This is a genomic window from Labilibaculum euxinicum, assembly GCF_963678175.1.
Classification (GTDB): domain Bacteria; phylum Bacteroidota; class Bacteroidia; order Bacteroidales; family Marinifilaceae; genus Labilibaculum; species Labilibaculum euxinus.
Genome location: NZ_OY782756.1, coordinates 3,704,839 through 3,719,307 on the forward strand (window position 1 = coordinate 3,704,839; position 14,469 = coordinate 3,719,307).

General features: G+C 35.0%; 10 protein-coding genes. 5 read left to right on the forward strand and 5 right to left on the reverse strand.

Features of this window, described 5'->3' with window-relative positions:
• Positions 1-61 precede the first annotated feature (61 nt).
• From ACY0M5_RS14865 to ACY0M5_RS14875, 3 genes are all read right to left on the reverse strand, one after another.
• Positions 62-3,226 carry a SusC/RagA family TonB-linked outer membrane protein gene (locus ACY0M5_RS14865; RefSeq protein WP_461629675.1) on the reverse strand — a complete coding sequence of 1,055 codons (3,165 nt, stop codon included), beginning with the start codon at positions 3,224-3,226 and terminating at the stop codon, positions 62-64.
• A 172-nt stretch (positions 3,227-3,398) separates the two neighbouring features.
• Positions 3,399-4,589: a glycoside hydrolase family 130 protein gene (locus ACY0M5_RS14870; RefSeq protein ID WP_461629676.1), complete on the reverse strand. Its 1,191-nt coding sequence runs from the start codon at positions 4,587-4,589 to the stop codon at positions 3,399-3,401.
• 13 nt (positions 4,590-4,602) lie between these two features.
• The gene (locus tag ACY0M5_RS14875; protein WP_461629677.1) at positions 4,603-5,694 is read right to left on the reverse strand and encodes a glycoside hydrolase family 26 protein; all 1,092 of its coding nucleotides are present in this window, start codon (positions 5,692-5,694) and stop codon (positions 4,603-4,605) included.
• 371 nt (positions 5,695-6,065) lie between these two features.
• On the opposite strand from ACY0M5_RS14875, the gene ACY0M5_RS14880 reads away from it, so the two are divergent.
• Positions 6,066-6,944 (forward strand): AraC family transcriptional regulator, encoded by an 879-nt coding sequence (locus ACY0M5_RS14880; RefSeq protein WP_461629678.1) that lies wholly within the window; start codon positions 6,066-6,068, stop codon positions 6,942-6,944.
• A 112-nt stretch (positions 6,945-7,056) separates the two neighbouring features.
• Here ACY0M5_RS14880 and ACY0M5_RS14885 read toward each other — a convergent pair whose 3' ends face one another.
• Positions 7,057-8,178 carry a DEAD/DEAH box helicase gene (locus tag ACY0M5_RS14885; protein WP_461629679.1) on the reverse strand — a complete coding sequence of 374 codons (1,122 nt, stop codon included), beginning with the start codon at positions 8,176-8,178 and terminating at the stop codon, positions 7,057-7,059.
• Positions 8,179-8,365: 187 nt separating this feature from the next.
• Complete coding sequence (locus tag ACY0M5_RS14890) at positions 8,366-8,842, reverse strand: hypothetical protein (protein WP_124992824.1); 477 nt, start codon at positions 8,840-8,842, stop codon at positions 8,366-8,368.
• A gap of 597 nt (positions 8,843-9,439) precedes the next feature.
• Between ACY0M5_RS14890 and ACY0M5_RS14895 the strand changes: the two genes are divergently transcribed.
• The 4 genes from ACY0M5_RS14895 (at position 9,440) to ACY0M5_RS14910 (ending at position 14,175) form a co-directional block, all read left to right on the forward strand.
• A complete protein-coding gene (locus ACY0M5_RS14895; protein ID WP_461629680.1) occupies positions 9,440-10,231 on the forward strand; it encodes a DUF4382 domain-containing protein in 792 nt (263 codons plus the stop codon).
• Positions 10,232-10,374: 143 nt separating this feature from the next.
• Entirely contained in the window at positions 10,375-10,758 is a 384-nt protein-coding gene (locus tag ACY0M5_RS14900; RefSeq protein ID WP_461629681.1) for a hypothetical protein, read from the forward strand.
• 320 nt (positions 10,759-11,078) lie between these two features.
• On the forward strand, positions 11,079-11,816 hold the full coding sequence (locus ACY0M5_RS14905; protein WP_461629682.1) for a peroxiredoxin: 738 nt from the start codon (positions 11,079-11,081) through the stop codon (positions 11,814-11,816).
• Between the two features lie 169 nt (positions 11,817-11,985).
• A complete protein-coding gene (locus tag ACY0M5_RS14910) occupies positions 11,986-14,175 on the forward strand; it encodes a response regulator (protein ID WP_461629683.1) in 2,190 nt (729 codons plus the stop codon).
• The last annotated feature ends 294 nt before the right edge of the window (positions 14,176-14,469 follow it).

A 14,469-nucleotide genomic window follows, 5' to 3' on the forward strand; every position in this document is an offset into this window, starting at 1 on the left:
TCCTGATAATTCAGCATAGAATGTTGGCCTTGTGTTTATGGTGTGTTTATGGATACTAGAATTAAAACTTAAGATTTAAACCAACCATAACTGTTTTGGCTGCTGGATACAGGCCAAGATCAATACCTGATGCCCATCCATCTGGTCCATATCCTACTTCCGGATCCATTCCATCATAATTCGTAAATGTGAAGTAATTCTGTAAGGTCACATATACTTTAGCCTCTGACAATACATTAAAATCAGGAATCAATTTCTTCATATCATACCCCAATGTTATATTGCTGATTTTGAAATAATCTGCATCTTGAACATATAGATCGGACATAAATAAATCATTGCGTTCGTGTAGACTTGATGTTATACGCGGCATGCGGTTAGAGGTACCTTCGCCATGCCAACGGTTGAAAATATCAGTTGTATGGTTATCCCACTGACCAGAACCATAAGATTTTGCGATTTGATGTCCTAATGCTCCATTACCTGTAACATTCAAAAACGCCCCTTTATATTCGGCAGTTAACTGAATACCTATGATATGGTCAGGCATTGGTTGTCCTAGATTTATTTTATCATCATCATTAATTTTCCCATCTCCATTTTGATCAATAAATCTTGAATCTCCAGGCTGTTGATTTGCAAAATACTTTTCTCCTGCGTTGTCGGCACCAGCGGGTGCTACCCAAGCATTGGCTTCAGCTTCATTCTGAATTACACCATCAGATTGATACCCCCAGAAATAACCTATAGGAAAACCTTCTTGAGCTCTGTACATTTCACTCATTCCTTGTTTTAGCACATTAGCCTGACCATGAATAATACGTTCGGTATTTGCAATTTTTGTTACTTCATTTTTATTATAAGAATATGATAAAGTTGCTCCATATTTGAAATCACCCACATTATCATTCCAACTTAGAGATAGTTCAATACCTTTATTCTGCACACCACCTCCATTAATAGTCTGATTACTGATACCATTGGAAGAAGGAACAGCAGTCGGTACTAACCAATCTGTGGTTTTCTTATCATACCAATCAAAGGCACATCGCATTCTTGAATTAAAAAGGTTTGCATCAAAACCAATGTTTAACTGCTCTGATGTTTCCCAGCCTATTTCGGAGTTGGGTATACGTGTAGGATATGATCCTGTTGATCTTGTACTTGTTATTGAGCCTGGAGCTCCTTTGTTATCTCCAAATCCATAAGAGCCATCATAAAACTCTGCTTCTGAGTTGTAATATCCTATTGTAGATGAATATAAGAATGCCGGTATCGATTTATTTCCAACCTGTCCCCAACTTGCACGAATTTTAAAGAAATCCAACCATCCAGCAGTATCATCCAAAAAAGATTCATTACTCAATACCCATCCAGCAGATACCGACGGGAATTTTCCCCACTTGTGATTATTACCAAAATTAGTTGATCCATCGGTTCTAAACATAGCCGAAAACATGTATGTTTCATTTAAATTGTACGATAGACGTCCAAAATATGACATAGTTTTATCACCATAATCGTCGTTACCAGATGCCGAAACAAGGTTAGGAGCATTATCGACATAGGCATTTTTCCAAGTCTGAAACAAGGTTTCTTTTCCTGTTGCGCTTAAATTATATGCCAAAGGCGTATATTCAATACTGTTACCCGCCATAGCAGTAAAGCTATGACCACCTTCAAGCTTGAAATCATAAGTCGCTGTATTATCCCAAGTGTATGAATAACCTGAGGAAAGTGATTGACTTACTTTATCCGCATCTTGTGATGTTGAGGAACTAAGATTGTATTTCGGAATCCAGCTGCGTGAACCACTCCACCATACATTAGCTCCAATTTTAGATTGAATCGAAAGTCCCTTAATTGGTTCAATCGTTAAATAAACATTTCCTGCAATATTATTGTTGTCGTTCTCTCCATATTTGGTCAGGTATTCCATCTGACCAATAGGGTTAGCAGCCATAGGATCCATATCCAAAGCATAGGAATAATCTCCATTTTCATCGTAAACTGACATTAATGGGTTCATTTTCACAAAATTGTGAACATCATTCCAATAAATACCACCTTGGCGAATTGAATTCCGTTTACTTTTCGTATACGTTAAATTCTGACCTACCGTAATAAGGTCTCTTGAACCATTATCAAACAACACATGCTCTGTATTTAATCTAACCGTAAAGCGATTGTAATAGGAATCGGATTGTTTGCCCATTACCCCATCCTGACTGAAGTATGAAAATCCAAGCGAATAAACGGATTTTTCACCTCCTCCAGAGATATTTAAAGAATGATTTGAGATTTTTGCATTGCTAATACTGGCCTCATCAAACCAATCGGTTCCTTTCCATTCTCCACTTTCTATCTTATCCCAATTTGGTGTGACAGCTGCATAATTAAAAGGTGCTAATCCATCATTTATTCTTGCTTCATCCTTTATCAGAACATACTCCTGAGCTGTTAGTAAATCAGGACGCTTGTAAACATTCTGCCAACCTTGGTAGCCATCATAAGTAACAGTTGCTTTCGTATTTTTCCGCCCTTTTTTGGTCGTTACTAATATTACACCATTTGCACCACGGGAACCATAAATTGCAGCCGACGCAGCATCTTTAAGAACATCTATACTTTGAATGTCACTGGCACTTAAATAATCTATATTTCCTTGTATTAAACCATCAACAATATAAAGCGGTTGTGAATTACCCGTTGTTCCAACACCACGAATAAACACTTTAGTTCCCGAACCTGGCTGAGCACTGTTTTGTACAATGTTAATACCTGGAGATATTCCTTTCATTGCACCCAAAACACTTGCGGTATTTAAAGATTCAAGATCTTCTCCCTTCATATTCAGATTTGCGCCGGTTACTAACTTCTTTTTCGTTGTACCATACCCAACTACTACAACTTCATCCAGCCCCTCAGTTTCAACTTCCATTTGAACATTCAGCAAAGTAAGATTAGATGCATCAACGATTTTGTCTTGAAAACCAATAAAAGAAAACACAAGATTTATTTTCCCTTCTGGAATAGAGAAGCTGTAATTTCCGTCAACATCGCTGATTGTACCCTGTGTAGTACCTTCAATTACGATTGAAACTCCCGGTAACGGAAGGTTTTGATCATCTGTTATTGTCCCGGTTATTGTTTTATTTTGTCCGTAAGCCAATTGCTGTGAACAAAACAAAAAAACAATAACCAAGATTTGTAGACTCTTGTTCATAAAATATAGATTTAAATGGTTAAATTTATTTACACATTACACTCTGTAATAGTATTTTACTCATCATTATTTAACAGTTACAAAAACAATATAAGTGATGAAACAGCGCATTATCTTGTCTTTAAACATTAGTAGGCCGGCATGGAATATAGCCTTTGGGCAGATTACTTTATCATATTAACATATTTGAGAAATTTAGATTTTTATCAATTAATTCATTAATTGTATTTACAGATTGATGTGAGTGAAATTTATCTTGCGGTGAATTAATGCAATAGCCAACTAATTGATCAATAGTTGATGTTGCTATATGCAAACGCGTATCCGAAGAAGCATAATAGATTTTCACACTGCCATCTTCATCAGCAATCCATCCATTCGAAAAAACTACATTCGAAACATCACCTACACGCTCAGATTGCAAGGGAGCAATAAAATGACCATGCGGTTTGTGAGTAATCACCCATGGCTTTTCCAGATCCGTCATGAACATGTATAAGGTATATCTTAATCCTGCCGCTGTATTCCGAACTCCGTGTGCCAGATGCAACCACCCATCTTTTGTTCGTATTGGTGCCGGACCTAATCCGTTTTTCACCTCGTAAATGGTGTGGTAGGTTTTTGCATCAACAATGATTTCATTTTTCACTTCTGCATCTTCAATTGTTTCTGACAAACCAAAACCAATTCCTCCGCCTTTTCCTGTATCAATAAAACCATCCTGCGGACGGGTAAAAAATGCATACTTTCCCTCAATTAAGTGAGGAAATAACACAACATTACGCTGCTGTCCTGAAGTTGATTTTAAATCAGCCAAACGTTCCCAACTCACTAAATCTTTTGTTCTGGCAATACCAGCCGAAGCTACTGCGCTTGAAGTGTCACCATCCGGTGCGTTTGGATCTTTTCTTTCAGTACAAAACACGCCATAAATCCATCCATCATCATGTTGAGTCAAACGCATATCGTAAACATTTGTATCCTCACCTTCAGTTTGAGGCATGCTTATTGGACGATCCCAAAATTTAAAATTATCCACCCCATTTGGACTTTCAGCAATTGCGAAAAACGACTTTCTATCGTTTCCTTCAACACGAACTGCAAGAAGGTATTTGCCATCTATTTTCACAGCACCCGCATTAAATGTTGCATTAAACCCGATACGCTCCATAAAAAACGGGTTGGTATCTGGATTAAAATCAAACCGCCACTGCAATGGCAAATGATCTCTTGTTACAATAGGGTTTGCATACCGATTGTATATTCCATTGGTACTAAACAGTTTTTCATTCCTTCTTCCCAACAATTCTTCATGTTTTTCACGAATCAATTTTATTCGTTCTGCAAACAACTCTTTATTCATACCAAAAGTTTAATTATTTATTTTTCAGTTTATTAAAATCGTTCAGTAAAAGCAGTTCAGGTTGATCTAAAAAGTTTCTGGCATCAGTGGCTGACGAATGATTTTCGTATGGAAAAAAGAAATGAACCTTTGGGTCATTCCTCCAAACCATTACATAACTTAATTCTTTGCTGATTAATGAATCACCAAGCACTTTGCCCAGCTTTTTAGTAAACCACAAGGAATCAGAAACATTCTCCAAGCCTGTTTCTGTAAGCGCTGCCAATTTGTGCTTCTCTTTTGCATAACCAATTAGCAAGTGTAATTTTTTAACAGCCTCCTTTTCTCCATCCTGTATTTTTAAATCGTAATAATTGTCCATTCCGATAATATCAACAATATCATCACCAGGATACCATGTAAGGTATCCGTCCAATGTTGTAAAATTTCGATCGGGAGAGTAAGCAACCAACATTTGAGTCAGTCCTTTTTTGTTTTTTAAATAGTTTATGGTAAACCTAAATAACTCCTTAACTTCTTCTGCAGTACAGTTTTTTGTTCCCCACCAGAACCAAGTGCCATCCATTTCGTGCCACGGACGAAAAATAAAAGGCATTGCAATTCCATCATCTGTTTTCAGGGATTTAAAGAAATCAGCAACTCTATCCAATTGAATCAAAAACTCCTTGTGATGTGATCCATTTGGTAAAATATGCTTCACGACATCGTTTTCGGTATTCCATGAACTTTCTCCATTAACAACCGAAAAAGGATGCCAGCTAAACGTATTGATTCCACCCATTAAATACCCTTTTATTGCCAATCGCTTCATGTCCGAAAAAGGAACACTATCCAAATTGTGCGTGCGTTGAAGTTCTATACCACCTAATTCCCATCCGAATATGGCTGGATAATCTCCGGCAACCCGTTTCACATCCGACTCTCCATCCACATAACTCCAATTCTTTCCATAAACCAAATCATCCTGATGCCCGAAAAGAATTCCTTTCCCTTTCACAGATTTCAATTGTTCTGCAATTGAATTGGTGATTTTCTTAACTGGTTTTTGGGAGCAAGCCATTAACACAGACAGACCTAAAACAGCTGTTATTTTCGGTATTATCATTACATTATCATTTTTATATACTCTTTTTAATGGCAACTTTCTCATCTATACAAAATTCTCTAAATAATTATATTTCAAAATTATATCGTTTGCACACTTCAGCCAAGTATTTTTCGATCGTAAGATGATACTTTATTATCATTTCTAATAAAAATGATATGCGACACCCAAAAACAAACAAAAATCACTCTTATTCAATAGAATAACAAAACAACCAAATAACAAAAAAACCGAAAACACAGCTAAAACACACAATACATTTACCAAAACTTAACTCTACAATCCAAATATTCATCTTAAATAGTACAATTCAATCACTATTTGTTGTACTATCACATCAATTTAAGTAGTTTTGCATAAAACAACAAGCTATGAAAGACCATATCCACAGAGAAATTACCCCTCTGCAAGAGAACGATTGTTTCCTAATATTTGATAGAGAAAGAAATGCTTTTAACTTTCCAATTCACTTCCATCCTGAATTCGAAATTAACTACATACATAAGGCAAAAGGAGGGAAAAGAATCATTGGAGATCACATTGGGGAAATCCAAAACAAAGAATTAGTTATGGTAGGTCCTAATCTTTATCATGGATGGGAAAATTACAAAAACGACAGTAAAGAACTTCTGCATGAAATCACAATACAATTCCCGAGAGAATTATTTGATGATAACACTCTGAATAGAAATATGCTTAAACCCATACGGGAATTGCTCAACAATGCCAACAGAGGTATTTTGTTCTCAGAGGATACGACAAGAATGGTGGAACCAAAACTGATTGCTCTTAGCCAGAAAAGAGGTTTCGACAGCTATTTAGCATTTCAGTCCTTATTATATGATCTGGCCATTTCCAGAGAACAACATTTGCTTACGAATATGTCATTCCACCGCCAGAATGATTTTCACAATAGTGAAAGAATTGAACGGATCTACAAATACATACAAGACAATTTCCAGCAAAAAATTAAGCTTGAGGATGCAGCTACACTTGTAAACATGTCAGTAATATCATTTAGTCGCTTGATAAAGCAACGCACAGGGAAATCTTTTGTTGAATTTGTTATCGAAATTCGTTTGGGAATAGCTACACGGCTATTGATTGAAACCAACAAGAGCATCGCGGAAATTTGTTTCGATTGTGGCTTCAACAACATTTCCAACTTCAATAGAATATTTAAGAAAAAACAAGACTGTACTCCGTCTGAATTTAGAATGAACTTTAACGGGACTAAAAATGTGTATTAACCTAGCATTGGTTAAAGGTTTACTGCAATTTTATGACTGTGAAATAATCTTACAAAAAAAAGAGATCCTGCAAGCAAGATCTCTTTGATATATTTTCATGAACAAGAGCTATTTATTTTCTCGGTCTGATTTGATTGAAAGCGATGTTTAACGTTTTTTGGAAATAACGAAGGTTTTTAAGCTCCTTGTTATTCACCAATGCCAGAGAAACACCTTCTTTACCTGCACGGGCAGTTCGTCCGCTTCTGTGTGTGTAATACTCTTCTTTATCTGGCAATTCATAATGTACCACAAACGAAAGATCGACAATATCGATACCCCGGGCAGCAATATCTGTTGCCACCAAAATTCGCAGGCTTTCGTTTTTAAAAGCACGCATTACCTTATCACGTTCTATTTGCTTTAAATCGCCGTGAATGGCATCAGTTGGAATGTTTTTTGCAATTAACTGCTTAGCCAAAACCTGTGCCGAAGCCTTGGTTTTACAAAACACCACTCCCCTGTTTTTTTGCTCCGATTTTAAAAACTGAATCAGGATATTCAATTTTTCATTGTCCTCGCAGATCAGGAACTGATGCTGAATATTCTTGTTCACCACATTTCGTCCACTCACCTCAATTTTATGCGCGCCTGGAGAAAAATGTCTTTTAATTATCTGCATAATTTCCTGAGGCATGGTAGCTGAAAACAACCATCGGTTTTCTACACGCGACAGATGAGTTAAAATCTCATCCAACTGGGTTTTAAAACCCATGCTCATCATTTCATCCGCCTCATCCAAAATTACCGTCTTTACATGGCTCAAATCAACCGCTTTTCTCTTCACCAAGTCAATTAACCGACCTGGAGTCGCAACTATAATATGAGTTGGTCGACGCAAAGCACTAATTTGTCGGTCAATTTGTTCTCCTCCATAAACCGATTCAGTAAAAATCTTATCGGTGTACTTGGTAAACTTGAACAATTGCTTGGCAATTTGCTGTCCCAATTCTCGGGTCGGACAAAGAATCAAACCTTGAACCTTGTCTGACTTGGTGTTAATTCTGTGCAGCAAAGGGATTCCGAAGGCTGCTGTTTTGCCTGTACCAGTTTGAGCCTGGCCAATTAAATCGGTGTTAGCCTGAAGAAGTACCGATATCACTTCTGCTTGTATTTGAGTAGGCTTAATAATATTAAGATCGTTTAATCCCTTAATAATATCTTTATTTACACCTAATTCCTTAAAGTTTTCCACAACAAATAATTTAAATAGTCCGCAAAGATAGCTTAATCAATTCAGAATTAAGAATGATGGCTAAAAATACCGGGACACAAAGAATATGAAGAGTAGCATTAAGGTCACAAAATTATTTTTATATTTAATTACTAGTAAAAAAAACCTCATCCCCTGCACTCATCATAGAGTACAAGATTGATTCACCTTAGAATAATTCCCTGTCTTCTTCATTTTCTATTTGCATGGCATGTACCAATGTCCACTTAAACGGAAAGGACTTACTCAGGGTGTACAAAGCCATGATCCATGGTAAAAACCAAATCAAATTTTCAGTTAGTGAATAGGCCAGCATAGCAACAATTCCTGTTAAAGCTCCAAATAACATTTTAAAAGAAAAAGCTTTTCTGAAATATTTTAGCTTTTCTTCCAAAGTCTCAAATAAGCCCACATATTCCAATTTCTTTTTATACATCATTTCCGAAATAATAATCTCCACAATAATCAAAGAAATTCCCAATATGTTCTTCCATATCGATATATTCAAACTTTTATGAATACTTAAAATTGAATATTCACCACTAATAGCCACAACTCCCAAAGCAAGTTCAACAATAAGAACAATAAAAAATGCTGAAACCAATCCAAATCTTGTCCACTGAACCAATTGTTGTAAATTCTTCATAATATATAAATTGAGCAATTAATAATAGATTTAATCTTTATGTAGGAGGATGGCAATCTTAATGAATAATCGCTTCACTTTGAGCCATACTGATTAAAAAAACAAGTTTTTTTAAACTTTTTTAACACACAAACGATTACAATTCATTGGTAAGAATCAACAGAGGAATTAAAATTACTCCGAAACAAATGGATTAATAAAATATCCAGTTTGCAACTGGATGCTTCGTGTTTCTGAAAAAGCAAAAGCCGTATCGCACTTTATAATGAACTTAATTCCCATTCTAAATATAGAAAACAACAAAATGGGATGTTTTCTTTTGATTGGACATATACACAATATCAAATGATTTTGGAAGCTCTCCTCCTTTTACTAACTGAGGAATTGGGGAAAACATGTAGAACACTTCCCCATATTTTGTCAGTCTTCAAAATATTAGATCCATTTTAATTTTCATCATCTTATTGATACCATACATTTTACTGTATAAAGAGTAATATCTGGCACGTTTATTGGCTTTCTCGAGTCATTAAAAAGAAACAAAATTATTTTTTTAACGTTTTCAGTTAATAAACTTTAATTAAAATTTAACACACAATGAAGATTTTTAAATCACTAAGTGCAATCAGTCTTGTAATTTTATCATTGATTTTTATCCAATGTTCCGATGACAATGTAAAACTTACAACTCCTGTAAAAATTAGATTAACAGATGCTCCCGCACAATACGATAAAGTTAATATTGATATTCAGGCTATTCAATTTCATTCATCAAACGATGAAAACACAGAAGATGGATGGCAGGAAATGAATTTATTAAATGCTGGTATTTATGACTTATTGGAGTTCAATAACGGTTTAGATACTCTTTTGGTAGATCAGGAAATGCCAAGTGGCACTGTTTCTCAAATGCGTTTGATTCTTGGCGCAAATAACTCGGTAGTTATTGATGGTGTTTCTTATGATTTGGATACTCCTTCTGCTCAGACTTCTGGTTTGAAATTTCAAATTCACGATGATTTCTTAGCTGGAATTGAGTACAAATTATGGATAGATTTTGATGCTGCCCGTTCTATTGTTTCAACAGGGAATGGCAAATACAAACTAAAACCTGTAATCAGAACTTTTAACGAAGCGACAAGTGGCGCCATTTCTGGAACTATATCTCCAGCTGAAGCACTTCCAACTATTCATGCAATAATCGGTTTGGATACGATCTCGACCATTGCCGAAGAAAACGGAAGTTTCCTTATTAAAGGATTGCAAGCAGGCACATACAAGATTGATTTAATGCCTGTTGATGGATTCACCGAAAAAGAAGTTGAAGATATTGCAGTAAGCAATGGTTCAGTTACCGATGCTGGGACGATAGAAATTTCGGCTAATTAAAAAATAAACATTACTACTACAATTAAAAGTTGCTCTTTTTAGGGCAGCTTTTTTTTATTTATAAAAACTCTTCAGCCAATGTTCCCTCCTTATTTTTGCTTAACTAAATTGATCTTCATATATTTAATTGAAAAGAAATAGGAATGAAATTCAAATACAAAATATCTCCAGATTTAAAACTGATTAATGAATACTATTGCGGTTATTTCAAATGGGATGATCTAATTCGTCATACATTATGCACTCGTGAAGATTCTTTATTTGATGAAACCTACAATGTGATTGCCGATTTTACACAAGCAAAAGTCATACTGAATATCAAAGATTTGGATGATTATATTGAGGAATACCAAAAGTACAGTCTAATAGCAAATAAATGCGCCATTATTGTAAGCGAATCTTATGACACCTCAATGGCTATGCTGTTCGAAATTCAAATCCGAATTCAAAATGCGAAAGTTTTTCATTCCCATGAGGAAGCATACGATTGGCTTGAAATTGATCCTGTTCTAATCGTAAAAGAATAACCTACCCTGTTTAAACTTATTCAAACTGATTTAAAATTACCTCTCCATCAGTCATTTAACTTGACATCCGCCATTCAATGAGTTAACTTTAATTCTACACCTGGGGATGAATGAAAATTTGTTCCAAGCACCTAAGATTCCCTCCTGAGGAATCGGCAGTATTGGTTTATCTCCCATACCTAATTTAGTTCGTTAATTTATAGTATGAATTGGTAAGATATTTTTTTATTGGAGCAAATCTTACAGCTTGTAATGCAAGCTACGGGTCTTCCAATTTCAATGCAATATCAAAAAAACAGTCACCCTTTAAATCTTGAATCATGGAAGAAAAGAATGAAAGAAGTGTAATTTCAATGCCACGTATCGGTGATAAAGCTCCCGAATTTAGAGCCGTTAGTACTCAGGGGAATATCCATTTCCCGAATGACTACAGTGGCTCGTGGGTCATACTGTTTAGCCACCCTGCCGACTTCACTCCTGTATGTACTTCAGAATTCATGACTTTTGCAAACATGGAAAGTCAATTTCAAGAAGCAAATTGTGAGTTAGTAGGCTTATCAATTGATGGTTTGTACAGCCATATTGCCTGGCTGAGAACAATTAAGGAGAAAATTGAATACAAAGGGATGAAAAACATAGAAGTCAAGTTTCCTTTAATCGAAGACATTACGATGGAAGTGGCAAATAAATACGGCATGATTCAACCTGGCGAGGACAGTACAAAAGCTGTTCGTGCTGTATTTTTCATCGACCCACATGGAATTATCCGTACAATTATTTACTATCCTTTAAGCTTAGGGCGAAATTTTGATGAAATCTATCGTGTAGTTATTGCGCTGCAAACCGCCGACAAATTTTCAGTTGCAACCCCGGCAGATTGGCGCCCGGGCGATGAAGTGATTGTTCCTCCTGCCGGATCTTGCGGCATTGCAAAAGACCGAATGGAAAATATTGATGAAAATGTGCACTGCTACGATTGGTTCTTCTGCACAAAAAAAATTGAAGAGGAAGAAATTCTGAATGCTATTTTAAAAAAGAAGAGCATACTCATTAAATAAAAAACGATGACTGCACAAGTGTTTTTCTTCTGCAGTCATTACTTTTATTAGCTCATAAGAATATCTGAATTTGGAATTCCAAATTAATATGAATTATTTCATTACAAAAAGCACTATGAATATATTTTTTTAAATATCTTAAGGTTAAAATATATCTAGAGAAGTTAAGATGAAGAATGACTTGCATCACGAAATAATTAAATCTTTACCCTACCCATACTATATAATTGAAGTAGATACATATAGAGTCATTGATTCAAATGATCCAAATTTTATTGTGAATCAAAATTGCAGCAATCTTATTTTCTCCAATCCAAATAATTACACCGCAAAAAACCATGGCAAATGTTTTGTGAATATGGTTTTGGAGAAAAAAAAATCCATAAGAACAAAACTCAATAATGTCAGTATTAAGGGTGAAACCAAAAGTATTTGGGTTCATGCCAGTCCAATTTTCAATTCCAATCAAGAAATCACTCATGTAATTGAATATTTTATTGATATTACCGAACAGAAAATTTTACATGATGAAGTTGAGACCAAAACACGTGATCTTGAAGCCGCCATCTCTGATCTTTCAAAGCTTAACTCCGAATTAAGCGAGACAACGAACAAGTACAAAGCCTTATTTGAAAACTCCCCGGAATCTCTTTGGGAGGAGGATTTCACAATTTTAATATTAACTATAGAGGATCTTAAAGCTAAAGGAGTAACTGATTTCAAAAATTATTTTGATGAGCACCCAGAATTATTAATTGAATTAGCTCAGCAGGTTATTATTGTTGATGTTAACCAAGCAACGGTGAATCTATACAAAGCTAAATCAAAAGAAGATCTGATAGGGAATTTAGCACTGACATTTCTACCGGAATCCCTTACCGTTTTTAAAGAGGAATTATTGGCTATTATCAATGGTGAAAACTCGTTTGAAAAAGAGGCGAAAGTAAAAACACTTGAAGGAGAAGTTGTTGAGGTGATCATTAAACTTTTTTACACCAGACATAATGATAAGTTTATTGCATATGTTTCAACAACAGATATAACATCGCGTAAGAAAACAGATCATGCATTAAAACAAAAAAATGATGAGTTCTTAAGATTAAACGCTGAACTTGAGAGTACAAATAAAGAATATGAGTTGCTAAATCTAGAATATAAAACAATTAATTCTGAAATTCTTAAAACCAATATAGAGCTTGAAAAAGCGAAAGAAAAAGCCATAGAAAGCGATCATCTAAAGTCAGCTTTTTTAGCAAATATGAGTCATGAAATACGAACTCCAATGAATACAATTATTGGTTTCTCGGATTTATTAGGTCAACCAAGTCTTACCCTTGAAAGAAGACAGAAATTTTTAAAATTAGTTCAGTCGAGCAGTGAACACTTACTTCGAATTATTGATGATATTATTGATGTTTCAAAACTTGAATCGAACCAACTAAAAGTGAATAAGAAATCGTGTCTTTTGAACGAATTACTTTATGAAATTAAGGAGTCTCAAAGCATGATTAAGATTGTGAAAAACAAAAGTGATATTACACTTCAATTAAACATCCCCCCAAACACTGAAAATCTAAATATAACCTGTGATCCTACCCGATTCAGACAAATTGTTTACAATCTGGTTTCCAATGCTTTTAAATACACTGAAAAAGGCTTTGTGGAAATTGGTTATTCGATATCGCATGTTGATTCGATGGTTCATTTATATGTGAAGGATACAGGTTTCGGTATTCAAGCAGAAATGTTTCAGATGATTTTTGAGCGATTCAGGCAAATTGAGAATCAAAATTTACAAGAAGGAACTGGTATTGGCCTTAGTATTGTAAAAGGTTTAGTGCATCTTTTAGGAGGAGAAATCTGGATTGAATCGAAGGTTAACGAAGGCAGTACATTTCATTTTACAATACCAATATCCGAACAAAACAAACCTGTCATCGAAAAAAAAGTGACTCCTCAAATCACAAATAGTATAGACCTTTCAGAATGTCTTGTTTACATTGCTGAAGATAATATTTCATCTTTTCTTTTACTTGAAGAGTTGCTGCAGACTACAGAGGTTAAATTAAAACATGCTGTGAATGGTGAAGAATTAGTAAATCTTATTAATTCACACACACCCGATTTGATACTACTTGATATTAATATGCCCGTAATGAATGGTTTTGAGGCAATGAACAAAATCAGAAAAACTCATCCATCCATTCCTGTTATTGCCCAAACAGCATATGCTATGGCTGAAGAAAAAGAAAAATGTATTGCCGCTGGTTGTACTGATTATATTTCCAAACCAATTAACGCAACTCTGCTATTGGAAAAAATAAGAAAATATCTGACCTGCCACAGTAATCTTCAATAGTATTGATTCATAAAAATGCATCCAAATTGTAATTCTATTGATCAACATTTGTGTTCTTCCATATTCAATACGAATACACCTAATAAAAAACAAGACAAATAAGTAAATATATATGCCGGCAATTCATGCAAAGCTGATTTCATCTGTTTCTATTTTTAATTTTATGGTCAGATTGAACTTACCATGAACCAATAATCATCCCCCTGTGTTTAGAATGATTTAAACATGGTCGTTTCATTTTAAAAAAAGTTTTGTAATTTTCGCTTCCAATTATGCTTATCAACATTATAATGA

Excerpts from the sequence above, each read along its gene's own strand:
- ACY0M5_RS14865 (WP_461629675.1), bottom strand. The coding sequence starts at position 3,226 with ATGAACAAGAGTCTACAAATCTTGGTTATTGTTTTTTTGTTTTGTTCA.
- ACY0M5_RS14870 (WP_461629676.1), bottom strand. The coding sequence starts at position 4,589 with ATGAATAAAGAGTTGTTTGCAGAACGAATAAAATTGATTCGTGAAAAA.
- ACY0M5_RS14875 (WP_461629677.1), bottom strand. The coding sequence starts at position 5,694 with ATGATAATACCGAAAATAACAGCTGTTTTAGGTCTGTCTGTGTTAATG.
- ACY0M5_RS14880 (WP_461629678.1), top strand. The coding sequence starts at position 6,066 with ATGAAAGACCATATCCACAGAGAAATTACCCCTCTGCAAGAGAACGAT.
- ACY0M5_RS14890 (WP_124992824.1), bottom strand. The coding sequence starts at position 8,842 with ATGAAGAATTTACAACAATTGGTTCAGTGGACAAGATTTGGATTGGTT.
- ACY0M5_RS14895 (WP_461629680.1), top strand. The coding sequence starts at position 9,440 with ATGAAGATTTTTAAATCACTAAGTGCAATCAGTCTTGTAATTTTATCA.
- ACY0M5_RS14900 (WP_461629681.1), top strand. The coding sequence starts at position 10,375 with ATGAAATTCAAATACAAAATATCTCCAGATTTAAAACTGATTAATGAA.
- ACY0M5_RS14905 (WP_461629682.1), top strand. The coding sequence starts at position 11,079 with ATGGAAGAAAAGAATGAAAGAAGTGTAATTTCAATGCCACGTATCGGT.
- ACY0M5_RS14910 (WP_461629683.1), top strand. The coding sequence starts at position 11,986 with ATGAAGAATGACTTGCATCACGAAATAATTAAATCTTTACCCTACCCA.